The sequence below is a fragment of the Caulobacter sp. DWR2-3-1b2 genome (genome assembly GCF_049896345.1).
Classification (GTDB): domain Bacteria; phylum Pseudomonadota; class Alphaproteobacteria; order Caulobacterales; family Caulobacteraceae; genus Caulobacter.
Genome location: NZ_JAFCUC010000001.1, coordinates 1,248,630 through 1,272,805, shown reverse-complemented (window position 1 = coordinate 1,272,805; position 24,176 = coordinate 1,248,630). Strand labels below are relative to the sequence as shown.

Below are 24,176 nucleotides of genomic sequence, written 5' to 3'. Positions count from 1 at the left end.
GGGGAGGCGGCGCGAAGCGCCGGTGGGGGCAGTCGTCGGGCGCTTGAGCACTCCCCCCTCCGTCGGCTTCGCCGACACCTCCCCCATAGGGGGAGGACTATGATCCGGGAAGACTTCAAGGAGATCCTGCGCCTGGTTCGGCCGGGATCGCGGGTGCTGGACGTCGGGTGTGGCGAGGGCGTGCTGCTGGATCTGCTGACCCGCGAAAAGCAGGTCGATGGCCGGGGTCTGGAGATCAGCGCTGCCGGCGTGGCCGCCTGCATGTCGCGCGGCTTGTCGGTGGTGCAGGGCGACGCTGACCTGGATCTCGACCACTTCCCCGACCGCTCGTTCGACTATGCGGTGCTGTCCCAGACCCTGCAGGCAACGCGCCGGCCGCGCCATGTGCTGGCCGAGTTGCTGCGCATCGCCGACCGCGCGGTGGTGTCGTTCCCCAATTTCGGTCACTGGAAGGTGCGCTGGTCGCTGCTGCATCGCGGCCGCATGCCCGAGACCGAGGCCCTGCCCCTGCCCTGGTGGGCGACGCCGAACATCCACCTGTGCACCCTGGCCGACTTCCTGGCCCTGACCGAAGACCTCGAAGTCCGCATCGACACCTGCGCCGCCTTCGCTGGCCAAGGGCCCGCTCGGCAGATCGACCCGACCAGGGCCCTGGAGAATTGGCGCGCCGAGAGCTGCCTGTTCATGCTCAGTCGCAACCCATCCCCGCTCGCGGCGGAACCTCCAGCGGCCTCAGGCGATCTCTTCGACGGATGAAACTTCGCCTCATGACCTACAATGTCCACCGCTGCGTGGGCACGGACCGCCGGCTCGACGTCGAACGCGTGGCCGAGGTCATCGCCGCCGAAAAACCCGACGTGGTGGCGCTGCAGGAACTGGACGTCCGCCGCGCTCGAACCAAGGGCGTGGACCAAGCCCACCGCCTGGCTGAACTGCTGAAGATGAAGTCGCACTTCCATCCCGCCATGGCGGTGGAAGAGGAGCTGTACGGCGACGCCATCCTGACCGCCCTGCCCGAAAGGAAGGTCAAGGCCGAGGGGCTGCCGCTCTACACGCGTATCCCCGGCCTGGAGCCGCGTGGCGCGCTATGGGTCACCGTCGAGGTCGGCGGCGTTCCGGTGCAGATCATCAACACCCACCTTGGCCTGGTGCCCCAGGAACAAAAGCGCCAGGCCGCAGCGTTACTCGGCGATAAGTGGATGACGCACGAGGCCTGGACGGCGCCCGGCATCCTGCTGGGCGACTTCAACGCCTCGCCCTATTCGGCCACCTACCGGATGCTGAAGGCGGTGCTGCGCGACGCCCAGACCCGGAGCGCTGGCTGGGACAAGACGCCGACCGCGACCTTCCCCTCCAAGTTCCCGTTCATGCGGATCGACCACGTCTTTCTGACCAAGGGTCTGAAGACGGTCGGCATACGTTCGCCGTACGGCGCCCTGGCCCGGGTGGCGTCGGACCATTTGCCGTTGGTCGTCGATCTGGAGATCAGTCCCGTTGCAGGTGACCCGGCAATGTCAGCTTCAAGCCCTCGTGGTTCATCAGGCGATGCAGATCGCGCTTGAGCCGCTTGCGGCGGCCCCAAGGACGCCAGGCGTCGTCCGGGGTGATGGCGTCCCCCAGGCTCCAGTCGGCGATGAACTTCTGAACGCCGGTCAGCTCGCGGACCGGCACCGGCGCCAGGCGACGCGGCTGGCCGCCCCGGCGATCGAGCAGGTTGATGGTCACCGCCAGGCTGCCTTCGCGATCATAGGTTTCGAGCACATGCTCGGTCTCGTGATCGATGAAGTGGCCGATCAGCCTTCCTAGAAAGGCGCGCACGGCCGCCCGGCTGGCGTCGTCCCGACCTTCGAAGGCGATGTCGCATTCCGTGTCGAGACCGATCGAGCGGTTGTTCAGATTGGCCGAACCGAGCCGCAGCATCTTGTCGTCCATGATCGCCACCTTGGAGTGGACGATGATCGCCGCGCCCTTGGGCGTCTTGGCGCTGAAGGCCGAGAACCGGCCGTGAACGTCGATTTCGCGCAGGCGGTTGATCGCCGCCGTGCGGGCGCTGTCCATGGTCATCTGGTCGAAATAGCTTGGACTGTGGGCCGGACCGATGGTGACCACCTCGGGACCGCCCGCCTCGGCCAGGCGCTCGGCCAGGGCTTCGACGATGATCGGCGAGGTGATGTACTGGTTCTCCAGATAGATCAGCCGCTTGGCCGACTTGATGCTGGCCAGGTGCATCAACATCGTTTCATTGATCTCGGGATCGCCCTTCCAGGCGGGCTGGGTGCGGCAGATGCCCAGGCCGACCTTGCGCAGGTCGGGCAACAGATCGTCGGGCCACGGGCTCTCGGCGGGCTTGTCGGACCGCTCGATCATCTCGCCCGTGGATTTGCGCCAGCGCTCGATGAACAGGTCGCCGAGCGCCTCGGCGGCCTTGCCCTCGACCATCGCCGCCACCTCGTGCCGGGCCGGATAGTGATGGCCGGTCGGCAGACGCCGACGAGGGTCGTTGTCGAGGTGCCGGGTGGTGTCCCAGCGATCGATGCCGATGTCCCCGCCGCTGACGAGGGCCACTGTGCCGTCGACCACGACAACCTTCTGGTGGTGGCAGGCGCTGGCCGGCAGGGTGTTGTCCAGGTGATACTTCACCCGCGAGCCGGCGAAGAACACCTTACCCCGGTGGGGTCCGAACAGCTGCGAGGCCGCGATCGGAAATGGCATGTCCCAGACCAGGATACGGACGTCCAGCACCGGATTCAGCGCCGCCTGGCGACGCAGCAGCAGGCCGATGCGATCGACGCGCTCCGGGTCGCGGCTCTTCTTAACCCGGTCAGGGTCAAGGCGCGTCAAGGGATCGAACACCCAGGCCAGGATCCAGATCGACTTGCGGGCCGATAAAAGGACGGTCTTCAGGGCGTCGAACGCCTCATCATTGTCGATGAACAGCGCCAGCCGTTCGGCGGTCTCGAGCCGCCAACAGGTCGAACCCGGCTGCAGCAACGTGGCGGGGTTCGGCAGAGATGCGTCGTCGGCCATGTCGCCCCTTTGACGTGAACGCTCCCAACGCATCGACCGGCGTTATGGCTGCGCTTGCCCGGCCGCTGGCCGTCATTTTTTGTTGGCGAGGCTAGCCGGCGATCGCTGCGGCGTCGCGTTCGCCGGTGCGGATGCGCAGGGCCTGTTCCAGGTCCATGACGAACACCTTGCCGTCGCCGATCTTGCCGGTGTTGGCGGTCCGCTGCAGGGCCTCGACCACCGACTCGACCACATCGGTGGGCACGGCGATCTCCAGCTTGACCTTCGGCAGCAGCTTCACCTCGTATTCGGCGCCGCGATACACCTCGGTCTTGCCCTTCTGTCGGCCATAGCCACGCACCTCGGTGACCGTCAGGCCCGACGCGCCCGCCTCGGTGACCGCTTCAAGCACGGCGTCCAGACGGCTGGGCTTGATAATGGCGACGATCATCTTCATGGCGCGGCTCTCGCTGGCGACGGTGTTTGCGACTCAAGGCTAGGCCCGGAAATCGAAGGCTCCAAGGGCCTTGCGGCATTTAGATTGCCCGGCGCCTTCCGAACAGGCGCCGGACCGGTGGGTGACGGGGCCAGCACGCCGGGCGCGAAGACCCGCACACGCTGGCGGCTGCCGCGCGGCTTGACCGCGAAGGTCTGCTTGACCGCCTCCATCAGGATCAGGCCGGCGAAGCGCGGCCACAGGCGGGCGCCAACCTGCTCGAACCCCTCGGCCCAGCGCGACATCACCGCCGTCGGCGGCACATAGAGCGCCCGCGTCCAGCCGGCGGGCTCCAGGTCGGCTTCGCGCAGCAGGTTTTCCAGTTGGTGGCGGCTGAACGGCCGGCCGTGCCCGAACGGCGTGCTCTCCGCCCCGGCCCACAGCCCGTCGCGCGAGGCCACGGCGACGATCAGTCGGCCCGAGGGGGCCATGACCCGCCAGATTTCGCGCAGGACGGCGGCCGGGTCGGCGGCCTCCTCCAGGGCATGAACGGCCAGGATGCGGTCGAACATGGCGTTGGGAAACGGCAGGGCTGTCTCCTCGACCAAGGTGGCCTGGTTGGGTTCGCCGCGGGGCCAGACCTCGACGCCCTGCGTCGCCGGCATGGCCGCCACCACGCGCCGGGCCTTGGCGCGGGCGGTGTCGAGGAAGGGCGTGGCGTAGCCCAGGCCCAGCACGTCCAGGCCCCGCGCATCGCCCCAGGCCTCCTCGACCTTGCGCCCCAGCATCTCGCGCGCCGACCGACCGAGGGGGGTGGCGTAGAAGGCTCTAAGATCGAGGACGTCGCGACGCATTGAGTCTCCTGGCAGGCGGCCTCATCTATGTAGGCGGGCGAACACCGCGCGTCACCGTTCCGTCGCCCCCAGGAGAGCCGAAGCATGTCGCTGACCGTCCACCAGTTCCCCTGCCTGTCGGACAATTACGGCTTTCTGGTGCGCGATGACGCCACCGGCAAGGTCGCGACCATCGATACGCCCGACGCCGACGCCATACTGGCGGCGCTGAAAACCCTGGGCTGGAGCCTGGACCTGATCCTCAACACCCACTGGCACCCGGACCACGCCGGCGGCAACGCGGCGATCCAGGCAGCGACCGGGGCGACGATCGTCGGACCACAGGAAGTGACCCGCATCGCGCCGCTGGACCGGCCGGTGGGCCAGGGCGACACGGTCGCTCTTGGCGAGACGACCCTATCGGTGATCGACACCGGCGGCCACACCCTGGGGCATATCGCCTATTACGATGCGGCGGACCGCATCGCCTTTGTTGGCGACACGCTGTTCGCCCTCGGCTGCGGGCGACTTTTCGAGGGCACCGCCGAGCAGATGTGGGGGTCGCTGGCCAAGCTGACCGCGCTGCCGGACGACACCACCGTCTATTGCGCCCACGAATATACCGCGTCCAACGCCCGCTTCGCCCTGTCGGTGGACGACGAACCGGCGCTCAAGATCCGGGCCGACCAGGTGTTCGCCGCCCGTGAGCGCGGCGAAGCCACCGTGCCGACCACCATCGGCCTGGAGAAGGCCACCAACCCTTTCCTGCGCGCGCCGCTGCTGCGCCCCCATCTGTCGCCCGCCGAGGCGTTCGGCGAAATCCGCGCCGCCAAGGACGGTTTCAAGGGATGAGCACGCCGCCGCTCGGCCTTTCCGGCGACCTGGGCGCCAAGGAGATCATCCGCCTGCTCGACCTGGCGCCGCACCCCGAGGGCGGCTGGTACAGGCGCACCTTCGAGGACGAAGCGCCGGCAGACGGCCGCTCGGCCTCGACGGCGATCTACTATCTGCTGCAGGCGCAGGAGCTGTCGGCCTGGCATCGCATCGACGCGGTCGAGACCTGGCACTACTACGCCGGCGCCCCGATCGCTCTGACCCTGTCGCCGCCCGACGGTGTCGGCCTCACGGCCTATACGCTCGGCCCCGACCTGCGGGCCGGCTGTCGTCCGCAGGTCATCGTGCCGGTCGGCTGGTGGCAGACCGCCGTCAGCCTGGGGGCGTGGACGCTCGTCGGCTGCACCGTCGCGCCAGGGTTTCGGTTTGAGGGCTTCGAACTGGCGCCGGAGGGGTGGCGGCCGAGCGCGTGACAGGCTAGGTGACAGGCCAAATGACAGGCGTTATTGTAAGAGCACAGGAGCGCCCCATGGCTCAAAGCGACGACATCGCGACCTCCACAGCCTCGCTGGAGGACTTGGAGATAGCCAAGGTGCTGGAGCAATCGAGACAGGACTCGGAGGCAGGTCTTTCGCTGCGGGGCGACGGCGCCCTAACCTATCTCCAGAAGCTCTTGGACCAGGCGCGCGCTCAAGTGTTACGCCAGACGGGCTGATCTCGCCTTGCCGCGCGACCTCGAACTCACGCCGCGTGCCAGGCGAGACCTCCAGGCCGCGAAAGATCGGTTCTTTGCCTCTGCCGGCCCCACGCCTCAGGCTCTCGAGCGCATGGAAGTCCTCGTGGGCGCCATCGCGAATCTCGTGAACACGCCCGTCACCTGGCCATTGAGCGAGACATTTCCGGGTGTGCGCTGTCGCCTGGCCAGTGGCTGCCGGATTTTCTACGAAGTTCGCCCGGACATGCACGACAATCACAGGGCAGGTGATGTGCCATACTGCACGTGCGCCTGCCCGGCCAGAACGAGCCCAGCAGGGTCTGATCGTGAGAGCAGGAAGGCCCCGGATCGCTCCGGGGCCTTCTTATCAGACGGTGGTGGACGCCGGCTCCGCCGCCGGCATGGTCGTGGTGTCGTCCGAGCCGTGTGACCACTTCTTGAGGATCGGCGACAGGACCAGGAACAGCACCCCGATACCGATCGACACCAGGCCGATGATCTTGAACACCAGCAACGACTGGGTCATGGCCGCCGCCGGGTCCAGCACCTGGCCGCCAACGGTTTCGGTCGCGGCAATGCCGGCGATCTTGCTGGCCAGCCAGTTGGCCATGGCCAGGGCCATGTACCAGACGGCCATCACGAACGAGACGATCGACAGCGGCGACAGCTTGGTCATCTGAGACAGACCGACCGGCGACATGAACATCTCGCCCGAGGTGTGCAGCATGTACATGATGACCAAGAAGACCAGCGGCATGCGGAAGGCGCCATCGGCGAAATGAGCGCCGATCAGCAGCACCAGGAAGCCCGCCCCGACCTGGATCAGCGATAGGCCAAACTTGATCATCGGGCCCGGATTGCGGCCTCGGAAGCCGAGGAAGGTCCACATCGCGGCGAACACCGGCGCGAAGATCAGGATCCAGCCGGCGTTGATCGCCTGGGTCTGGGCGGCGTTGAACGAAGTATTGACCCAGAAGCCGCTCTTGGGATCGATCCCCGCCGCCGCCAGTTGCTCGGGCGCGCCCAGGATCACCGCCCCATTGAACCAGGTCACCGGCTTGTGCAGCAGCACCAGATCGACATTACTGGCCGCGAACAGGTTCAGGGACGAACCGGCCTGTTCGAACAGGGTCCAGAACACCACCGCGCCCAGCACCAGCACGGTGGCCAGCAGCAGCCGCTCGCGTTCGACCTTCTCGCATTTGACGAAGGCGAACCACAGGATATAGCCCAGCGAACCGAACATCCCGGCCACCAGCGTGAAGTCAACGACGGGCGTATACTGCACCACGAAGAAGACGATCCCCACCATGGCCAGCGCGCCGACATAGATCAGGCCTTCGCGGTTGATCGGGCCAACGACCGGCGCCTTGAGCGTCTTGGGTTCGGGTGGCTCGCCCTTGCCCAACAACAGGGGCTTGCCCAGCACGAAGACGATGAAGCCGGCCAGCATGCCGATGCCGGCCATGCCGAAGCCCGCGTTCCAGCCGACATTGACGCCCAGCAGACCACAGAGGATGGCCGCCCAGAACGAGCCCAGGTTGATGCCGTAGTAGTAGAGGGTGAAACCGGGATCGCGACGCGGATCGCCTTGGGGATAGAGCTGGCCCACCAGGGTGGCGACATTGGCCTTCATGAAGCCCACGCCGACGATGATCAGCGACAGGGCCAGCCAGAAGATGTTCAGATAGAGCGGATCACGGTCTTCAACGCCCAGCTGATACTGCCCCTTGGGCAGCACCGAGGGGATGATCGAATTGGCCGGCAGGTTCTTGATCTCGAAGTCGCCCTGGTCATTGGCCGCCACGTCATAGGGCTTGTCGGCGATCATCATCTTGGCGACGCGTTCCTCGCCCCGGCCCGTGGCCTGGAACTCGTAGGCGTGGCCGCCATAGGTCAGGGTCTGGGTGGCCGGATGGCCCTCGACCGCCATGGTCAGGTGGCCCGCCACCAACAGGATGGCGCCGAACGCCACGGCCTTGCGGGTGCCCAGATAGCGGTCGGCCAGGAAGCCGCCGAGCAGCGGCACGATATAGACCAGCGACGTGTAGGAGCCGTAATGGCCGCTGGCAGTCTTCGAATCGAACAGGAAATGCTGGGTGAGGTAGAAGATCAGCAGGCCGCGCATGCCGTAGTAGGAGAAACGCTCCCACATCTCGGCCATGAAACAGATGATCAGCCCGCGCGGATGGCCTCGCAAGATCTGGATAAGCACGGGTATGCCGGTCACCAGCGTGACCAGGATGCCCATGGCGACAACGATATTCATTCACTAACCTTGAGATATTCAAGCGGCAGGGGCGTCGAACAGGTCGTTTCGCCCTCGCCCTCCCCATTCGGCGGGGAGAAGATCACGGGAGTCGGCGTTTCACAAGCAATGGCTTGCCGCTTTGGACCCCCCTCAGGGCCCCGCGCGTTCTCTATATCGCCGCCTTCGCGCGATACGGGAGAAACACCATGAAAACGCCAGACCAGGATCATCCGATCACCTGCTCGCGCGAGCCGGGCCGGGTCGCGGTGCTGTTTGAAGGTCACGAGATCGCCGACAGCGAAGACGTGCTGCGACTGGCCGAAGCCGACTATCCGGTGGTGCGCTATTTCCCTCGGTCCGACGTGGCCATGGACTTCCTGCAGAAGACCGACAAGGTCACCCATTGCCCCTATAAGGGGGACGCGACCTATTACACGATCTACCGCGACCGGCAGCTGATCGAGAACGCCGTCTGGTCTTACGAGACCCCGTTTCCGGCCGTGAGCCAGATCGCCGGACGCCTGGCCTTCTATCCACAGCACGTGGAATTCAAGTCCGCTGGCCAGACCCCAGCCCAGACCGCGGCCTTGGATGACGATGTTCATGTCGATGTCGATGACGTCGTCCGCCATACCGACAGCGGTTCCGGCGCCAGCCAGGCCGAGCATTGGCAGGCCAATGTCGATATGCCCGAGGACGAAGCGCGAAAGGGCGACGACATCAAGAACGACGACGGTCGCGCGGTCGTCAGCCGCCCGTACGACGGAACCGGATCAATCTGAGCCGCACTGATTTTTCGCGAATTACCAAGGCTTCGTTAACTATTTAGGCGCTGCAATACGGCAGCGCTTAAGCGCGAGGCCTCCAGAGAGAGGCATGGGAAGGAACGCCATGGCCTACACTGGTTATGACTCTCGTCTTAACGCCGCCCCGCGTTCGTCGGTGCGTCAGCCGCTCCTGCCGCCCATCGCCTGGGGGCGCCTGATCGTCTTGGGCGCCAGCGTGGCCGCCTGGGTCGGGATCATCGCGGCGATGCGCGCCCTTTTTTGAGGCGCAAGCGTTTCGAGGTCCGCTTGGAGCTTTTCCCGACCTGACTGCGTCAGGCCGTGAGCTCTAATCTGTTGTTTTGACGCATTTATCTTCACGCGAACCGGAACCACTTCGCTCGAAAAATCCCCTAGTAGGCGAAATCCTCGAACACCCGATTGATGTCGCCCTTCCAGGCGCCGTGGTACAGCGCCAGCAGGCGCTCGGCGGGCGTTATCCCGCTGTCGGCGATCTCTTCAAGTTCGCCCAGATAGATCGTCTCATCCAGAAAGCCGCCGTTGACGTGGGCGCGCGCCTTCAGCCCTTGCCGGGCGATAGCGACGAAGTCCTTGGCCACGTCTTGGGCAGAGCGGCCGGCGACCTGAGCCTTCAGGCCTAGTTTCGGCACGTCGCGACGCAGGCCAGCGCGATCCTCGGCCGTCCAGTCCTTGCAAATGTCCCACGCCGCAGCCAGCGCCGCGTCGTCATAAAACACGCCGGTCCATAGGGCTGGCAGAGCGCAGAGGCGGCTCCAAGGTCCGGCATCGGCGCCGCGCATCTCCAGATAGGTCTTCAGCCGCACCTCGGGAAACAGGGTGGTGGTGTGGTCGGCCCAGTCCTTGATCGAGGCGCGCTCGCCCGGAAGTTCGCCGATCTTGCCGTCGATGAAGTCGCTGAAGCTGCGGCCGGCCAGGTCGATATAGCGGTCGCCGCGCTTGGCGAAATACATCGGCACGTCCAGGGCGTAGCGGGCGTAGCGCTCGAAGTCGAACCCGTCCTCGAACACGAAGTCCAGCAGGCCGGTGCGGTCGGGGTCGGTGTCGTTCCAGACATCGGCGCGGGCCGAGAGAAAGCCGTTGGGCTTGCCCTCGGTGAACGGCGAATTGGCGAACAGGGCGGTGACGATCGGCTGCAGGGCCAGGCTCATCCGGAACTTGGCGACCATGTCGGCTTCGCTGGAGAAGTCGAGATTGGCCTGCACCGTGCAGGTGCGCAGCATCATGTCCAGGCCCAGGCCGCCGACCTTGGGCATGTAGTTGCGCATGATCACGTAGCGGCCCTTGGGCATGATCGGCACCTGCTCGCGCTTCCATAGCGGCGAGAAGCCCAAGCCGAGAAAGCCCAGGCCAAGCTCGTCGGCCACGGTCTTGACCTCGTCCAGGTGCTGGCCGGTCTCCTCGCAGATGTCGTGCATGGTCAGCAGCGGCGCGCCGCTCAGCTCGAACTGGCCGCCGGGCTCCAGGCTGACATTGGCGCCGTTGCGCTCCAGCCCGATGATCACCTCGCCTTCCATCACCGGCTTCCAGCCAAAACGCTGCAGGCCGGTGAGCAGGGCGTGCACGCCCTTGTCGCCCTCATAGGGCACGGGCGTATGGTCCTTGAGGTAGAAGCCGAACTTCTCGTGCTCGGCGCCGACCCGGAAAGCCTCCTTGGGCTTGGAGCCCGAGGCGAAATAGGCGGTCAGATCGTCGAGCGTCAGCGGACGCTCCTGGCTCGCGGCTTGCGCCATCGGTCATCCCTCCCAAAACACGCATCAAGAAGGGAGGGCAAACCCTCCGACCCGCCCGCGAACTGTCGTGCAGCGCAGTAGGGCGTTTTCTTAGCGAACCTCAAGAGGGCGCGCACAGCCTTTCGCGACAGGCGGCGCTAGCGCCAATCCCCTGCCGCCGCCTGCCACAGGGTCATGGCGGCGATCGCCGCCGTATCCGCGCGCAGGATGCGGGGGCCCAGAGACACCGGGATGACGAAGGGCAGCGACCGCAAGCGTTCGCGCTCCTCCGGCGCGAAGCCGCCTTCGGGGCCGATCAGGATGGCGGCCGGCGGGGCCGTAGCGGCCAAGGCCTCGATCATCGGCCGGGCGTCGCCGCCCTCGTCGCAGAAGATCAGCCGGCGCGCCGGGTCCCAGTCATCGAGAATCTTTTCCAGCTTCATGGGGTCGTCGATCACCGGCACATCCAGCCGTCCGGTCTGCTCGGCGGCCTCGATGGCGATGGCGTCCAGCCGCCCCAATTTCAGGAAATCCACATTGGTCCGCCGGGTCTGGGTCAGGCGCACGCGGCGCGCGCCCAGTTCCGCGGCCTTCTCGACGATGGTCTCGACCCGGCCGCGCTTGACCATGGCCACCACCAGGTCGAGGTCCGGCGCATGGTCCTGCTCGCGGGTCTGTTCCTCGCAGCGCAACAGGCAGCCGCGCTTGCCGGCCTCGGTCAGGCTGGCGCGCCACTCGCCATCTTGGCCGTTGAACACCAGGATCTCGGCGCCGACCTCCAGCCGCATCACGGCGGTCAGGTAGCGCGACTGATCGACGGAGGGCGCGACGCCCGCGCCGAGCTTCAGGGGATGGGGAACGAAGAGACGGATCATGGCGCTCTTCTAGAGCGTTTTGGAGCGAAGTGGATATCGGTTCGCGTGAAGAAAACGCGTAAAAACAACGACTCTAGCGCAACTGCACGTTCCGGGGGTAGGCTCTGCGCCATGAGCAAGACCGACGACTACGAAGCCGAACTTCGCGACCTGCAACTGGCCCTGGTCGGCCTGCAGCGACAGGCGATGAAAGAGGGCTGGAAAACCGTCGCGATCTTCGAAGGCCGCGACGCCGCCGGCAAGGACGGGGCCATCGCCCGGCTGACCGAGCACGCCCACCGCCGCGCCACCCAGGTGATCTCCCTGCCCGCCCCCAGCGATCGCGAGCGTAGCGAGTGGTACTTCCAGCGCTATGTCGCCCACCTGCCCGGCGCCGGCGAGGCCGTGGTGTTCAACCGCTCCTGGTACAACCGGGCCGGGGTCGAGCGGGTCATGGGCTTTTCCAAGCCCGACGAGCAGGAGCAGTTTTTGCGTGACGTGCCGGCCTTCGAGCTGATGCTGGTGCAGAACGGCGTGCGCCTGACCAAGTTCTGGCTCGACATCGACCGCGAGACCCAGGCCGAACGGCTGGAAGCGCGGCGCGAGGAGCCGCTGAAGGCCTTCAAGGTCAGCGATCTGGACGCCGTGGCCCAGGCCAAGTGGGAAGACTACAGCGCCGCCCGCGACGAGATGCTGATGCGCACCCACTCGACCCCGGCGCCCTGGGTCTGCGTGCGCGCCAACCACAAGAAGGCCGCCCGGCTGAACATCCTGCGCTACATGCTGCACGCCTCGGCCCCGAAAAAGCTGCTGAAGGGGATAGAGCGGCCGGATTCCGAGGTGATCTTCAAGTTCGAGCCGGCGGCGCTGACGGATGGGCGGCTGGCGCGCTGAGGGCTCGGCAACCCCGCATTTCGGGGCTTGCCCTCCCGGCCGGGCCGCATAGCATCGCGGTCATGAAAGCTCTGGCCTGTCTCACCGTCATCGGGGCTCTGCTCCTGGCCGCGCCCGCCAGCGCCCAAATACATGAGCGCATCTATCCCGCCCCAACGGCCCCGCTCGACCTGGCGGGTCTGCCGACCGGCGCCGTGATCGACACCGTCCGGACCGCCGACGGACTGACCCTCAAGGGGCTGGAGATCGCGCCGCGAGACGGCAAGCCGACCTTGCTGATGTTCCACGGCAACGGCTCGAGCGCGGCGACCTCGATGCGCTGGCTCGCGCCGTTGCTCACCGAGGGCTATGGCTTGGTGGCGGCGGAATACCGCGAATACAGCGGCAATCCGGGTCGGGCCAGCGAGGCAGGACTGGCCGCCGACGCGGACGCGTTCTTCGCGCGAGCCCGTGTCGTGTCGGGGGGCGGAAAACTGATCGTGGTGGGACACAGCCTGGGTGGCGGCGTCGCCTTTGGTCTGGCTCGGCGGCAAAAGCTCGACGCACTGGTGACCATCGGCACGTTCACCGATCTTCGAACCATGGCCCCGGCGGCGGCCCGATGGATGATCTCCGACCGCTATGACAACGCCGGCGCGATCGTCACGCTCGACGAGCCTTGTTACCTCGTGCACGGCACGGCGGACCAGGTCGTACCCTACGCCCATGGCCAAGCGATGCGCGCCGCCGGGTCGAAGGCTCGCAAGGACGGCGCGCTGTTCACCGTCGGTGGCGCGGGCCATGGTCCCGACGGCGCGGTCCTGGCGATGATCCTGCGCGCCGTCGCGGCCAAGACCCAGGGCGGCGGCGTGATTAAGGTTCAGCTGCCGCCAGGGGTTCAGTTGACGCCGTTCGGCTCCTGACGGTGCGAATGGTCGGTGACATAGAAGGTCTCCGGCTCGGCCTCGATCAGCATCTCGCGCTGGTCGAAGGTGATTCCCGGACAGACCGGGGCGTCGCCGTCGTCCCACAGCCGGGTCAGACCTTCCCGTGGGCCTTCAGTCAGGCATGGCCGCAGGACGTGCCGTCGGCGACGCCGGGCAGGCTGAAGGCGAAGGCGCGCACCGCGTCGAAGGTCATGGCCAAAGATCCCGTGGGCTGACGTATCGCCGCAGACTATAGGGACAAGATGGACGCTGAAAACACCCTCTTGCAGCCTGGCGCTCCCTCCGGCCTTCCCTCGCCTGTGCTCGTGCTGGGGGCCACCAGCCTGATCGGGCGGTTCCTGCTGGCGCGGCTGAGCGCGGCGGGGATCGAACCCATGGCGCTGAGCCGTCGGCCGCCCAGCGACGATATCTGCTGGGTGGACGCGGATCTCGGCGATCCGGACCTGGCCAAGGCGCTGCCACAGGTGGGCACGGTGTTCTCGCTGTCGCCGATCTGGCTGCTGCCCCGGGCCTTGCCGGCCCTGAAGGCGCGCGGCCTGAGCCGACTGGTGGCCTTTTCCTCGACCAGCCGCTTCACCAAGCAAGACTCGCCCGAGGCCTCCGAACGGGCGGTCGCCAAGGCGCTGGCCGATGCGGAAGCTGAGGTGGAGGCGTTCTGCGCCGCCCAAGGCGTCAGCTGGACCATCCTTCGCCCGACCCTGATCTATGTCGAAGGTCGCGACGGCAATGTCAGCCGGCTGGCCAGCCTGATCCGGCGGTTCAAGGTGCTGCCGCTTTCAGGAGCGGGGGCGGGTCGGCGCCAACCCGTCCACGCCGAGGACCTGGCGATCGGCGCCTTGGAGGCGGCCCAGGCGCCGGCGGCCTCGAACAGAGCCTATGACCTGACCGGCGGCGAGATCCTGACCTACCGGGTCATGGCTGAGCGGGTTTTCCAGGGGCTGGGCCGTCGCCCGGCGATCCTGACCCTGCCGCCGTGGCTGTTTCGCGGGCTGCTGACCCTGCTGAAGCCCTTCTATCCCGGCGCGACGGCGGCCATGGGCGACCGCATGGCCCAGGACTTGACCTTCGACGACGGCCCGGCGCGGGCCGACTTCGGGTGGTCGCCGCGAGATTTTCATCCACGGTTCTGACGCGCGGATACCGGATGGGGACACACATTCGTCCCACGGTCAGAGGCAGCGGGATCAGGGCGGCGGGGCGAGTGTGTGTCCCCGGCTAGACCCCGGCCCCTTCCACGTCGCTCAGCACCATGGCGAACGGCGCCTGGGCGCCGTCGCGCTCGACATAGCCGCTGACCAGCTTGTGGTCGGGATTGAGGACGCCCAGATCAACGTCCTCGGTCGGGAACATCACCACGCGCCGGTCGCCGATGCAGACCAGCAGCTCGTAACCGTCATGGGCCCGCCGCGACATGGCCTTCAGCCGTGAATAGTAGGGCTCGCGCTTCCAGGCGACCGGCTTGCCCGGATCGACCACGACGTTCAGCCGCTTGCCGTCCCGGTCCGAATACATCAGGAAGCCCGCCTTGTCGGGTCGCCAGGCAGCGTCCAATCGCTCCGAGCTCAGCCACAGGCAATGGAAGCTTTGGCAGGCCGAGGGCCGGCCGTGATAGTCGCCGCAGCCCGACCCCTTGCGGAACACGCTGCACCAGCGGCCTGCCGGTTTGTCGAGCTCGCTGATGTGCAGCACCTTGCAGCACATGCCGCAGTCGCCGCAGGACTTGGAGAGGGCCACATCGGTCATGCGGGCATCTCGCGCACCAGGCCATGATCGATGTCGCGATCGGCGAGGATCTCGAAGCCGCGGCGGCCCACCAGGACGTAGAGGGTCCCGCCCTTGGCCGCGCCGCGTGCCGCCCAATCGCGGAACGTGCCGTGGAACGGGGCCCTTCGCCAGGCCTCGGGCGAGGCCGGATCGACCTCGACGATCAGGCCCTGACCGGCGTTCTCGCGATGCACCACGAACCTGGCCCGGTCCGGCCGCCAGCGGTCATCGAGGTTGGGCGCCCGCAGCCAGTAGCAGGAGAAGCTGGCGCAGGCCGTGGGCCGGGTGTCATAGATCGCGCAGCCGGCGCCCTTGCGGTAGTGGCCGCACCAGGCGTGCGGCGCCTTGTCGATGGCCTTGACGCCCATCAGCTTGCAGCACATCCCGCAGTCGCCGCAGGTCCTGCTGGCGTCGCCTCGCCCACTGTCGTCATCCCCTGGATCGTCAGGAGACGGATTTATCGCGGTTTCATGACGGTTTTTCCGTCGGACCAAATACCGCTCGCCCCGGCGAACGCCGGGACGAGCGGCGCAGGCCTAGAGCAAGCCGCGCGATATAGGAATCGCACGGCTTGCTCTAGACTTTTGTTTTCGCATCGCTTTTGCGGAAAACCGGTGGCCACTTTTCCGCGCGATGCTCTAGGTCTCGCTCCAGACCCCCAGCTCGTTTCCCGACGGATCGGTGAAATGGAACCGCCGGCCGCCCGGAAAGGCGAAGATCGGCTTGGTGATGGTTGCGCCGGCCGCCGCCACCTTGGCCAGCATGGCCTCGATGTCGTGGGCGTAAAGCACCACCAGCGGCCGGTCGGTCGCGCCTTCTTGCGGCGTCGTGAAGCCGCCGTCCGCGCCCTGGCCCTCGAAGGCTGCGTAGTCGGGACCGTAATCGACGAACGACCAGCCGAAGGCGGCGGTGTAAAAGGCCTTGGTGGCCGGCAGGTCGCTGGCGAGCCATTCGATATAGTCGATCTTGCCGTCTTCGCGCATGACTTCTCCTAACGATGTTCTTGGATTGTTCTGGTCCAGGCTCAAGGCAGAGTCCAGACGCTGGTGCGCTTGACCGCCGTGTCCTCCAGCTCCCGGGTCGTCGCCACCTGATATTCGGCCAGTTTCACCAGGCCCTCCTTGGGAAAGTAGGTGCGGCCAGGATCGCCGATCAGCACCATCGCGCCCGCCGCCCGTCCTAGCGCCAGCCAGGCCATGACCGCCTCGGCCATGGGGCGCTCGTAGCAGATGTCGCCGGCCAGCAGCACGTCAGCTGCCGGCGGCGGGGCGTTCAACAGATCGACCCGGGTGAAGGCCACGGCGACGCCGTTGACCTCGGCGTTGAGGCCGACGGCGGCCTCGCAGAACACGTCGATATCGGCAGCCAGAACGCTGACCGCCCCGGCTTTCATGGCGGCGATGGCCACCAGGCCCGAGCCGCTGGCGAAGTCGATGACGCGTTTGCCCGCCACGGTCTCGGGATGGTCGAGGATGTAGCGCGCCAGGGCCTGACCGCCCGCCCAGGCGAACGCCCAGAACGGCGGCGGCAGGCCGAGCTCGGCCAGGGCCTGTTCGGTCAGCTGCCAGATCGGCGTGATCTCGTCAGCCAGATAAAGCTGGAGCTCGGGCGTGTGAGGCGGGGCTTGGAGGCGGGTGTTCTCGACGATAAAGGCCCGGCGGCCGGCGAGGGTCTGGTCGATGGTGAGAACTTTCATGTCGACTTTGCGACAACCGAAATTTGCGACAACCGAAAGGTGCTTGACGAACCACCGCAACCGTTTAGCGGTTGATCACGGCTAGGCTTCTGGCTGTTGTTAGTGCTCCTGGGGGAATATCATGAAGTTCAATAGCCCGCTCGCCTCTACGGCGATCATTTTTGCATGTCTGTCGCTCGGCCTCAGCGCGTGCGCCACCAATCAGAAGATCTCGACCAATCAGCTGTCGGACAGCTCCCTGACCTGCGCCCAGATCGCGTCGCAGGACAAGGAGCTCGACGTCATTCTGGAAAAGGCCAAGCACAACAAGGGTGTGAGCGGGGCCAATGTCGCCGCCGTGCTGCTGTTTTGGCCCGCCGCCGTGGGCAACTACATGGACGCCGACAAGGCCGAGGAACTGGTCGTGAAGCGCAAGGCCATCTTGGCCGAGCTGCACAAGGCCAAGAGCTGCAGCTAAGCAAAGGCCCGCCCGTTGGCGTCGCCAACGGGCGGGTATTAATGAGCTCCTAAGCCGGCGCCTTGCCGGACGCAGCCTTCAGCACCGACAGATAGCCTGGCGCGGTGAGCATGTTTCCCGTCAGGCCCTTCGCCACAAGCAGGCGATGCGCCTTGGGCAGGTTCCAGCACGGCATGTGCATGAACAGATGATGCTCGGCGTGGAAATTGACGTAATAGGGCGCGATCAGGGCTCGCTCGATCCAGCTGGCCTGGGTGGTCCGCGCATGACGGAACGGGTCGGGCTCGTCCTTGGCCACCAGGGCGTGCTCGGCGATGTTGCGCAGCCGGGTGACCAGCGGAAACCAGGTCGCCATCGGCACGATCCATAGCGCCAGCCACGCCCACCACAGGCCCGCCGCGCTGAGCACGACCAGCAGCCCCAGGTTCCACAGCAGGAACGGCCTCTGCCGCGCCGCCTCGCCGGCGAACACGCTGCCGGCGGGCTGGCCATCGGCGCGGCCCTTGAGCTTGGCCATTAGCGGCCCGAACCGCTGCTTGAAGAAGGTCTGGCCGGTCAGGTCACGGACGATCTTGCGACGCAGGGATTTCCGGGTCGTGGGGAATGGGGCTGACAGGATCAGGTCTGGATCCTCGGCCTGCTGGGCGAACTTGTGGTGGGTCAGGTGATAGGGCCGGTAGCTGGCGAGACTGGCCCCGGTCGGCGCCGCGCACAGCCATTGGCCCACCCAGTCATTGACCTTGAGGTCGGGGTGCAGACCGCCATGCGCCGCCTCGTGCATCAGGATCGCCAGGCCCAGCTGCCGCGCCCCGATCAGCATCACCGCCAGGATGTAGGTCAGCGGGTTGGGCCAGAGCACGAACACCGCCCCGGCCGCGACGATCACCGCCCAGGCGTGGGCGACCAGCGCGACGCCCTTCCACCGCGAGCGCGCCGACAGCGGCGCCCATTCGGCGGGGGTGAACAGTTCCTGCGGCTTGATACGGGTCGCGACGGCCATGGAATGACCATGCCACAGTCAGCTTCTGGCTTACAGAATGACGCTACGTCACAGCTCGGAGACCTTCATGCGCCTTGTCCTCACCGCCCTCGCCCTGACCTTGGTCGCGGGGACCGCCCTCCCTTCTGTAGCGGGGGCCGCCAGTTTCAACTGCGCCAAGGCTCGCACCGCCGATGAAAAAGCGATCTGCGCCAACCTGGCCCTGAACGACAAGGATGTGAGGATGTCGGTGCTGTACGACATCAACCGCAAGACCCTGGCCATGGGGGGGCGCGGTTCGCTGGAGGACGCCCAACGCCAGTGGCTGCGCGACCGCAGGACCTGCGGCGCCAACCGCGCCTGCCTGAACCGGGCCTATGACCGCCGCCTGAGCGACCTGGATCGCAGCATGGAGCGCATTTACACCAACGGCCCGTTCTAGCTGTCATCCCGGACAAGCGCGCAGCGCGAAGATCCAGGACCGAGGCGTGGACGCCGGCGCTTCCGGCGGTCCGGGATCTGCGGCTCTACGGGCCTTGTCCGGGATGACAACCGTAGTGGGTGTGGCGCCTAAAACCCCGCCGGCTTCCACGCCCCCGCCACCAGGGCCAGGAACAGCACGAAGCCGGCATGGGTGTTGGACTTGAACAGGGCCAGCGCCCCGACCGGATCGTCCATCCGCAGGGCCGCCGCCTGGCGTGACAGGTGCACAGCGAACAGCGCCGCCAGCGGCAGGAACACGGGTCCCACCCCGCCGACCCAGGCCGCGGCGATCACCAGCACGAAACAGGCGATATAGAAGACCAGCACCCCGCGGGGCGCGGCCTCGCCCAGCCGGCGGGCCGAGGATTTCACCCCGGCCAAGGCGTCGTCTTCGAGGTCCTGCACCGCGTAGATCGTGTCGTAGCCCAGGGTCCAGAAGATGCCCGAGGCATAGAGCAGGGCGGCGGCCCAGGTCAGGCTGTGGGTGGCCGCAGCGAAGCCCAGCAGCGCGCCCCAATTGAAGGTCAGGCCCAGCCAGGCCTGCGGCCACCAGGTGATGCGCTTCATGAAGGGATAGGCCGCGACCAAGGCCAGGGAAGCGATCCCCAGGCCGATCGCTAGCCAGCCGAGTGTGATCAGGATCAGGAAGCTGACCGCGCAGCAGCCGATCACGAAGGCCCAGGCCTGCTTGACGCTGATCAGTCCCGCCGGGATCGGCCGCATCGCCGTGCGGCTGACCTGGGCGTCGAAGTCGCGGTCGATAATGTCATTGAAGGCGCAGCCGGCCGCCCGCATCAAAGCCGCGCCGAGGAAGAAGGCGATCAGCAGCCACGGATTGGGCCATTGCCCCTTGCCCGCCGCCGCCAGGGCGATGCCCTGCCAGCCGGGCAGCATCAGCAGCCAGATTCCCGCCGGACGGTCAAACCGTCCCAGCTTCAACCAGGGCCGCAGGGCCGGCGGCGCATGGCGATCGACCCAGTTGCCGGCGGCGGCGTCGGGCAGGATGGCGGTGTCGGGTTCGCTCATGGGCAAGGCTTAGCGCGACGCCCGCCGCCCGACCACCTCATAGAATTTTCCGATGACTTCGCAAGAAACGATCAATTGGATTAATCTCTGCGCCGCGGTCAAGGTCAATCATCAAACACGGCGAGGCGACCATGACCAAGACCACCTTGACCACCACGGCCGGCGCACCGATCGCCGATAACCAGAATTCGATCAGCGCCGGTCCGCGCGGTCCCCTGCTGATGCAGGACTATCAGCTGATGGAAAAGCTGGCCCACCAGAACCGCGAACGGATCCCCGAGCGGGTGGTCCACGCCAAGGGCTCGGGCGCCTACGGGACCCTGACCGTGACGCAGGACGTCACCCGCTACACCAAGGCCGCCTTCCTGTCGGAGGTGGGCAAGCAGACACAGGTCCTGATGCGCTTCTCCACCGTGGCCGGCGAGCGCGGCGCCGCCGACGCCGAGCGCGACGTGCGCGGCTTCTCGATCAAGGCCTACACCGAGCAGGGCAACTGGGACATGGTGGGCAACAACACCCCGGTGTTCTTCGTCCGCGACCCGCTGAAGTTCCCGGACTTCATCCGCACCCAGAAGCGCCACCCGGTGACCAATCTGCGCTCGCCGACGGCGATGTGGGACTATTGGTCGCTGAGCCCCGAGAGCCTGCACCAGGTGACGACGCTGTTCAGCGATCGTGGCCTTCCTCAGGGCTACCGGTTCATCCACGGCTTCGGCAGCCACACCTACAGCTTCCTCAACGAGGCCAATGAGCGGGTTTGGGTGAAGTTTCACTTCAAGTCGATGCAGGGCATCAAGAACTGGACCAACGCCGAGGGTAACGCCATCATCGCCAACGACCGGGAAAGCGCCCAGCGCGACCTGTTCGAGGCCGTCGAGACCGGCGACTTCCCGCGCTGGCGCTTCTGCATCCAGGTGATGACCCAGGCCCAGGCCGAAACCTTCCGCTGGAACCCCTTCGACCTGACCAAGGTCTGGCCGCACGCCGAATATCCGCTGATCGAGGTCGGGATTGTCGAGCTGAACCGCAATCCGGACAACTATTTCGCCGAGATCGAACAGGCCTCGTTCAGCCCCTCGAACGTGGTGCCCGGCATCGGCTTCTCGCCCGACAAGGTGCTGCAGGCGCGGATCTTCGCCTATGCCGACGCCCACCGCTATCGGATCGGGACCCACTACGAGGCCCTGCCGGTCAACCGTCCGATCGCCCCGGTTCACACCCAGCACGCCGACGGCGCGATGCGCCTGGACAGTCCGCCGCGCACCAACGCCTGGTACGAGCCCAACAGCTTCGGCGGACCGGTCGAGGACAAGGCCTTCGTCGAACCAGCCCTGCCGCTGGAGGGCGACGCCGACCGTTTCGACCATCGGGGGATCAGTGACGACTATACTCAGCCTGGCGACCTGTTCCGCCTGATGAACGCCGACCAGCAGCGCCAGTTGTTCGACAATATCGCGGCGGCCATGCACGGCGTGCCGGTCGAGATCCAGCAGCGCCAACTGGTCCACTTCCACCGCGCCGATCCGGCCTACGCGGCCGGCGTCGCCCACCGCCTGGGGCTGACGATCGAGAGCCTCGTCGCCGCGCAATAGCGATCGCCGCTGTTTCGCAGGCCCGAGACGGGCCGTCACGCATTCACCCAGCGTGGCGGCCCGCCTCCACAGTCTTGAAAGTTCCATTTGATGTCTTCCGCCGTCAATCGTTTCGAAGCCTGGACCTTACTGGTCCTCGGCCTCGCCGCCGGGATCGTCCTGCCCCATCCCGTGACCACCGCCCTGTGGACCGCCGCCGCGCGAGCCTTTGACCGCGCCGGCGACGCCGGGATGGTCACGCGCCTGACCTCCGGCACGAAGTTTGGCTCGCGGATCCGGGCGGCGCTGCTGGGAAACACATCGCCGCACCTGCGCTTTGCCTGACGGCGAATTCACCCACGGGCGGGGACACACACTCGTTCCACGGCCCTTGCACACTTGGCGCAGGCGGCGGGATGAGTGTGTGTCCCCAGCTGATCCGCCGCGCTTCAGGGCTACCGCGCAAGCCAGGCCCTATCCCCCAAACCGCTCAAACGTCTGCTCAATCACCGCCCGCGTCACATCCCACTCCACCGCCGCCAGCGCCTCGGCCAGCGTGAAGAACCGCGCCTCGGCCGCGTCGTCGCCGGCTACAGGATCGCCCGCCACCCACCGCGCGGCATAGTCGATCATCAGGTAATGCCGCGTCGTCTCGCCGCTCGTCCGCGACGTGAACAGCCCGTCCACCACGTCGACAAGCCCCAGCAGCACGGCCTCGACGCCCGTCTCCTCGGCCAGTTCGCGCAGGGCCCCGGCGCGAGTGGTCTCACCCCGTTCCAGCCGGCCGCCTGGTAGGCTCCACTGGCCCAGTCGGGGCGCGGTGCCGCGCTTGATCAGCAGGACCTGGTCATCACGCAGGCAGATGACGCCGACGGTGGGTACGGGGAGGAGTTCGGACATAGGGGTAGAAGCCATGGCGGGCCTGATAGGCTCCGTGCTCGTCGCTGTCATCCCTGGTCAGGCCGTTACGGAAACCCGTTCTTCAGGTCCAGGCTCGAACTCACCCCCACCTTGGTCAGGTGGTTCCCCAACCAGGCGTCGGCCGCCTTGCGGCCCCGGTCGCGCAGGTCGGTCAGGAAGCTCCACTCGGTGTCGAACTTGCTGCCCAGCGACAGGTCGGCCAAGGCCTTGTCGGCGGTGATGGCGTGCATCAGCATCCTGCGGTAGCGGCCGCGGGCGGTGTCCTTGAGCAGCCCCTCGTCGAGAAGCTTCTGCACGAAGCCGATGGCCCTCAGCTCGCTGGCGAGCGCCGCGTTGAAAGTGATCTCGTTCAGCCGATCCATGATCTCGCCCGGCGTCTTGGGCGTCTCGTCGCGGACGAAGGGGTTGAGGCTGACCAGCAAAATATCATCGGGCGTGTCGTCGTAGAACAGCGGCCATAGCGGCGGATTGGCCAGAAAGCCGCCGTCCCAATAGGGCTCGCCGTCGATCTCGACCGCCTGGAACACCTGGGGCAGGCAGGCGCTGGCCATGATGTGGCGGGCGGTCAGCTCGGTCTCGCGGAAGACCTTTAACTTGCTGGTGCGCACGGCCGTGGCGGCGATGTAGAGCTTGATCGGCGAGCGCTCGCGCAGCGCCTTGAAGTCGATCTCGCCCTCCAGGGCGTCGTGCAGCGGATTGAGGTTGAACGGGTTAAACTCGTAGGGGCTCATCGACAGGGCGAAGGTCTCGGCCATCCGCCAGCCGGGGGTGTTTTTCAGCCAGTCGGTCCCGCCGGAAAAGGCGTTGGTCCAGATGCTGGTGTCGCCAAACACGTTGCGCCCGCCGTTGCGGTTGACCTGTTTCCAGAAGCGTTCGAGCCGGGTCTTGGCGGCTTCTCGTCCATTGGCGCGGCCTCCGTCGATCAGGCCCTGGGCTAGGCAGACGGCGTTCATCGCGCCGGCCGAGGCGGCCGTCACCGCATGGATCTCGATGTCTTCCTCCTCGAGCAGGCGGTCGATCACCCCCCACTCGAAAGCCCCGTGCGAGCCCCCGCCCTGCAGGGCGAGGCTGATGGGCTTGGGGCCCGAGGGCTTTTTCTTGAACGGACCGATGGGCATGGAGAAGCTCCGAGTTCAGACGGTCCCGACGCTCCCCCCACTCCATCTTCCCGGCGAAGGCCGGGAAGATGGAAGAAAAGTCTGGACCTACGCCGCCGTCCAGCCGCCATCGATGCTGAAGGCCGCGCCATTGGCCGAGGCCCCGGCGTCGGACACCAGATACAGCAGCAGACCGTTCAATTGGTCGAAGGTGACGAACTGCTTGGTCGGCTGGGCGGCCAGGATCACGTCCTTCATCACCGCCTCCTCCGAGATCCCGCGCGCCTTGGCCTGATCGACGATCTGGGCCTCGACCAGCGAGGTCTTCACGAAGCCCGGGCAGATGGCGTTGCAGGTGATACCGAAAGTGGCCAGTTCCAGGGCGGCGGTCTTGGTCAGGCCGAGGATGCCGTGCTTGGCGGCCACATAGGCGCTCTTGAACGGCGAGGCGACCAGGCCGTGGGCCGAGGCGATGTTGACGATCCGTCCGCGCCCCTGCTCCTTCATGATCGGGATCGCCGCCTTGGTGGCGTGGAAGGCCGACGACAGGTTGATGGCGATGATCAGGTCCCACTGGTCGGCGGGGAAGTCCTCGATTGGCGCCACGTGCTGGACGCCGGCGTTGTTGATCAGGATGTCCAGCTCGCCGAACTCGGCCTTGGCGGCGGCGATCATCTCGGCGATCTGGCCGGGCTTGGTCATGTCGGCGCCGTTGTAGAGCACCTCGACGCCGTGCTTTTCGGCCAGGTCGGCGCGGGTTTTCTCAATAGCGGTCATCTCGCCCAGGCCATTCAGGACGATATTGACGCCCTGGGCCGCGAGCGCGTCGGCCATGGCATGGCCGATGCCGCTGGTCGAACCGGTCACAATCGCGACCTGACCTTGCAAACCGAAATCCACGGCCATCGGCAACTCCTT

The 24,176-nt window shown here is 66.6% G+C and carries 30 protein-coding genes; 15 read left to right on the top strand and 15 right to left on the bottom strand.

Annotated features, from left to right (window positions below; all coding sequences use genetic code 11):
• Positions 1 to 99 precede the first annotated feature (99 nt).
• Both metW and ACP694_RS06280 read left to right on the top strand, forming a co-directional pair.
• On the top strand, positions 100 to 756 hold the full coding sequence (gene metW, locus ACP694_RS06285; RefSeq protein WP_426011237.1) for a methionine biosynthesis protein MetW: 657 nt from the start codon (positions 100 to 102) through the stop codon (positions 754 to 756).
• Entirely contained in the window at positions 753 to 1,562 is an 810-nt protein-coding gene (locus ACP694_RS06280; RefSeq protein ID WP_426011236.1) for an endonuclease/exonuclease/phosphatase family protein, read from the top strand. The genes metW and ACP694_RS06280 overlap by 4 nt, the downstream gene beginning before the upstream one ends.
• Here ACP694_RS06280 and ACP694_RS06275 read toward each other — a convergent pair.
• The 3 genes from ACP694_RS06275 to ACP694_RS06265 all read right to left on the bottom strand — a co-directional run bounded on the left by ACP694_RS06275 (position 1,486) and on the right by ACP694_RS06265 (position 4,296).
• Complete coding sequence (locus ACP694_RS06275; RefSeq protein ID WP_426011235.1) at positions 1,486 to 3,027, bottom strand: phospholipase D-like domain-containing protein; 1,542 nt, start codon at positions 3,025 to 3,027, stop codon at positions 1,486 to 1,488. The genes ACP694_RS06280 and ACP694_RS06275 overlap by 77 nt on opposite strands.
• Positions 3,028 to 3,118: 91 nt before the next feature.
• Positions 3,119 to 3,463: a P-II family nitrogen regulator gene (locus ACP694_RS06270; protein WP_421739545.1), complete on the bottom strand. Its 345-nt coding sequence runs from the start codon at positions 3,461 to 3,463 to the stop codon at positions 3,119 to 3,121.
• Positions 3,460 to 4,296: a class I SAM-dependent methyltransferase gene (locus ACP694_RS06265; RefSeq protein ID WP_426011234.1), complete on the bottom strand. Its 837-nt coding sequence runs from the start codon at positions 4,294 to 4,296 to the stop codon at positions 3,460 to 3,462. Before ACP694_RS06265 ends, ACP694_RS06270 begins: the two co-directional genes overlap by 4 nt.
• Before the next feature lie 84 nt (positions 4,297 to 4,380).
• On the opposite strand from ACP694_RS06265, the gene gloB reads away from it, so the two are divergent.
• The 3 genes from gloB to ACP694_RS06250 are packed head-to-tail and all read left to right on the top strand — an operon-like array spanning position 4,381 to position 5,824.
• Positions 4,381 to 5,127: a hydroxyacylglutathione hydrolase gene (gene gloB / locus ACP694_RS06260; protein WP_426011233.1), complete on the top strand. Its 747-nt coding sequence runs from the start codon at positions 4,381 to 4,383 to the stop codon at positions 5,125 to 5,127.
• Positions 5,124 to 5,582 carry a cupin domain-containing protein gene (locus tag ACP694_RS06255; RefSeq protein ID WP_426011232.1) on the top strand — a complete coding sequence of 153 codons (459 nt, stop codon included), beginning with the start codon at positions 5,124 to 5,126 and terminating at the stop codon, positions 5,580 to 5,582. Before gloB ends, ACP694_RS06255 begins: the two co-directional genes overlap by 4 nt.
• 56 nt (positions 5,583 to 5,638) lie before the next feature.
• A complete protein-coding gene (locus tag ACP694_RS06250) occupies positions 5,639 to 5,824 on the top strand; it encodes a hypothetical protein (protein ID WP_426011231.1) in 186 nt (61 codons plus the stop codon).
• Between the two features lie 367 nt (positions 5,825 to 6,191).
• Here ACP694_RS06250 and ACP694_RS06245 read toward each other — a convergent pair whose 3' ends face one another.
• Positions 6,192 to 8,093 carry a peptide MFS transporter gene (locus ACP694_RS06245; protein WP_426011230.1) on the bottom strand — a complete coding sequence of 634 codons (1,902 nt, stop codon included), beginning with the start codon at positions 8,091 to 8,093 and terminating at the stop codon, positions 6,192 to 6,194.
• Between the two features lie 188 nt (positions 8,094 to 8,281).
• On the opposite strand from ACP694_RS06245, the gene ACP694_RS06240 reads away from it, so the two are divergent.
• Together ACP694_RS06240 and ACP694_RS06235 are read left to right on the top strand one after the other, a co-directional pair.
• Positions 8,282 to 8,857: a DUF427 domain-containing protein gene (locus tag ACP694_RS06240; protein ID WP_426011229.1), complete on the top strand. Its 576-nt coding sequence runs from the start codon at positions 8,282 to 8,284 to the stop codon at positions 8,855 to 8,857.
• 109 nt (positions 8,858 to 8,966) lie between these two features.
• Positions 8,967 to 9,125 (top strand): hypothetical protein, encoded by a 159-nt coding sequence (locus ACP694_RS06235; RefSeq protein WP_426011228.1) that lies wholly within the window; start codon positions 8,967 to 8,969, stop codon positions 9,123 to 9,125.
• 127 nt (positions 9,126 to 9,252) lie between these two features.
• Here the strand turns inward: ACP694_RS06235 and ACP694_RS06230 are convergent, their stop codons facing one another.
• Both ACP694_RS06230 and ACP694_RS06225 read right to left on the bottom strand, forming a co-directional pair.
• The gene (locus tag ACP694_RS06230; protein ID WP_426011227.1) at positions 9,253 to 10,611 is read right to left on the bottom strand and encodes a glutamate--cysteine ligase; all 1,359 of its coding nucleotides are present in this window, start codon (positions 10,609 to 10,611) and stop codon (positions 9,253 to 9,255) included.
• Positions 10,612 to 10,748: 137 nt separating this feature from the next.
• Positions 10,749 to 11,465 carry a 16S rRNA (uracil(1498)-N(3))-methyltransferase gene (locus ACP694_RS06225; protein WP_426011226.1) on the bottom strand — a complete coding sequence of 239 codons (717 nt, stop codon included), beginning with the start codon at positions 11,463 to 11,465 and terminating at the stop codon, positions 10,749 to 10,751.
• 111 nt (positions 11,466 to 11,576) lie between these two features.
• On the opposite strand from ACP694_RS06225, the gene ppk2 reads away from it, so the two are divergent.
• From ppk2 to ACP694_RS06205, 4 genes are all read left to right on the top strand, one after another.
• A complete protein-coding gene (gene ppk2 / locus ACP694_RS06220) occupies positions 11,577 to 12,338 on the top strand; it encodes a polyphosphate kinase 2 (RefSeq protein ID WP_426011225.1) in 762 nt (253 codons plus the stop codon).
• A gap of 62 nt (positions 12,339 to 12,400) precedes the next feature.
• On the top strand, positions 12,401 to 13,240 hold the full coding sequence (locus ACP694_RS06215; protein ID WP_426011224.1) for an alpha/beta hydrolase family protein: 840 nt from the start codon (positions 12,401 to 12,403) through the stop codon (positions 13,238 to 13,240).
• Between the two features lie 8 nt (positions 13,241 to 13,248).
• The gene (locus ACP694_RS06210) at positions 13,249 to 13,479 is read left to right on the top strand and encodes a hypothetical protein (protein ID WP_426011223.1); all 231 of its coding nucleotides are present in this window, start codon (positions 13,249 to 13,251) and stop codon (positions 13,477 to 13,479) included.
• Between the two features lie 27 nt (positions 13,480 to 13,506).
• Positions 13,507 to 14,394: an SDR family oxidoreductase gene (locus tag ACP694_RS06205; protein ID WP_426011222.1), complete on the top strand. Its 888-nt coding sequence runs from the start codon at positions 13,507 to 13,509 to the stop codon at positions 14,392 to 14,394.
• A gap of 85 nt (positions 14,395 to 14,479) precedes the next feature.
• On the opposite strand, the gene ACP694_RS06200 is transcribed toward ACP694_RS06205, so the two are convergent.
• From ACP694_RS06200 to ACP694_RS06185, 4 genes are all read right to left on the bottom strand, one after another.
• Positions 14,480 to 15,007 (bottom strand): YkgJ family cysteine cluster protein, encoded by a 528-nt coding sequence (locus ACP694_RS06200; RefSeq protein WP_426011221.1) that lies wholly within the window; start codon positions 15,005 to 15,007, stop codon positions 14,480 to 14,482.
• The gene (locus tag ACP694_RS06195; protein ID WP_426011220.1) at positions 15,004 to 15,411 is read right to left on the bottom strand and encodes a YkgJ family cysteine cluster protein; all 408 of its coding nucleotides are present in this window, start codon (positions 15,409 to 15,411) and stop codon (positions 15,004 to 15,006) included. The genes ACP694_RS06200 and ACP694_RS06195 overlap by 4 nt, the downstream gene beginning before the upstream one ends.
• 255 nt (positions 15,412 to 15,666) lie before the next feature.
• Positions 15,667 to 16,011: a VOC family protein gene (locus ACP694_RS06190; protein ID WP_426011219.1), complete on the bottom strand. Its 345-nt coding sequence runs from the start codon at positions 16,009 to 16,011 to the stop codon at positions 15,667 to 15,669.
• Between the two features lie 41 nt (positions 16,012 to 16,052).
• The gene (locus tag ACP694_RS06185) at positions 16,053 to 16,724 is read right to left on the bottom strand and encodes a class I SAM-dependent methyltransferase (RefSeq protein ID WP_426011218.1); all 672 of its coding nucleotides are present in this window, start codon (positions 16,722 to 16,724) and stop codon (positions 16,053 to 16,055) included.
• A gap of 121 nt (positions 16,725 to 16,845) precedes the next feature.
• On the opposite strand from ACP694_RS06185, the gene ACP694_RS06180 reads away from it, so the two are divergent.
• The gene (locus tag ACP694_RS06180) at positions 16,846 to 17,181 is read left to right on the top strand and encodes a hypothetical protein (protein ID WP_426011217.1); all 336 of its coding nucleotides are present in this window, start codon (positions 16,846 to 16,848) and stop codon (positions 17,179 to 17,181) included.
• Positions 17,182 to 17,230: 49 nt separating this feature from the next.
• On the opposite strand, the gene ACP694_RS06175 is transcribed toward ACP694_RS06180, so the two are convergent.
• On the bottom strand, positions 17,231 to 18,181 hold the full coding sequence (locus ACP694_RS06175) for a fatty acid desaturase family protein (protein ID WP_426011216.1): 951 nt from the start codon (positions 18,179 to 18,181) through the stop codon (positions 17,231 to 17,233).
• Between the two features lie 67 nt (positions 18,182 to 18,248).
• Between ACP694_RS06175 and ACP694_RS06170 the strand changes: the two genes are divergently transcribed.
• On the top strand, positions 18,249 to 18,602 hold the full coding sequence (locus ACP694_RS06170) for a lysozyme inhibitor LprI family protein (protein ID WP_426011215.1): 354 nt from the start codon (positions 18,249 to 18,251) through the stop codon (positions 18,600 to 18,602).
• Between the two features lie 128 nt (positions 18,603 to 18,730).
• Here ACP694_RS06170 and ubiA read toward each other — a convergent pair whose 3' ends face one another.
• Positions 18,731 to 19,675, bottom strand: coding sequence for a 4-hydroxybenzoate octaprenyltransferase (ubiA, locus tag ACP694_RS06165; protein ID WP_426011214.1), 945 nt, complete (start codon positions 19,673 to 19,675; stop codon positions 18,731 to 18,733).
• A 125-nt stretch (positions 19,676 to 19,800) separates the two neighbouring features.
• Between ubiA and ACP694_RS06160 the strand changes: the two genes are divergently transcribed.
• Together ACP694_RS06160 and ACP694_RS06155 are read left to right on the top strand one after the other, a co-directional pair.
• The gene (locus ACP694_RS06160; protein ID WP_426011213.1) at positions 19,801 to 21,261 is read left to right on the top strand and encodes a catalase; all 1,461 of its coding nucleotides are present in this window, start codon (positions 19,801 to 19,803) and stop codon (positions 21,259 to 21,261) included.
• A gap of 90 nt (positions 21,262 to 21,351) precedes the next feature.
• The gene (locus ACP694_RS06155; RefSeq protein ID WP_426011212.1) at positions 21,352 to 21,585 is read left to right on the top strand and encodes a hypothetical protein; all 234 of its coding nucleotides are present in this window, start codon (positions 21,352 to 21,354) and stop codon (positions 21,583 to 21,585) included.
• A 129-nt stretch (positions 21,586 to 21,714) separates the two neighbouring features.
• Here ACP694_RS06155 and ACP694_RS06150 read toward each other — a convergent pair whose 3' ends face one another.
• The 3 genes from ACP694_RS06150 to ACP694_RS06140 all read right to left on the bottom strand — a co-directional run bounded on the left by ACP694_RS06150 (position 21,715) and on the right by ACP694_RS06140 (position 24,164).
• The gene (locus ACP694_RS06150) at positions 21,715 to 22,140 is read right to left on the bottom strand and encodes an NUDIX hydrolase (RefSeq protein ID WP_426011211.1); all 426 of its coding nucleotides are present in this window, start codon (positions 22,138 to 22,140) and stop codon (positions 21,715 to 21,717) included.
• 65 nt (positions 22,141 to 22,205) lie between these two features.
• On the bottom strand, positions 22,206 to 23,279 hold the full coding sequence (locus ACP694_RS06145; RefSeq protein WP_426011210.1) for a patatin-like phospholipase family protein: 1,074 nt from the start codon (positions 23,277 to 23,279) through the stop codon (positions 22,206 to 22,208).
• A gap of 87 nt (positions 23,280 to 23,366) precedes the next feature.
• A complete protein-coding gene (locus ACP694_RS06140; RefSeq protein WP_426011209.1) occupies positions 23,367 to 24,164 on the bottom strand; it encodes a 3-hydroxybutyrate dehydrogenase in 798 nt (265 codons plus the stop codon).
• Positions 24,165 to 24,176 lie beyond the last annotated feature (12 nt).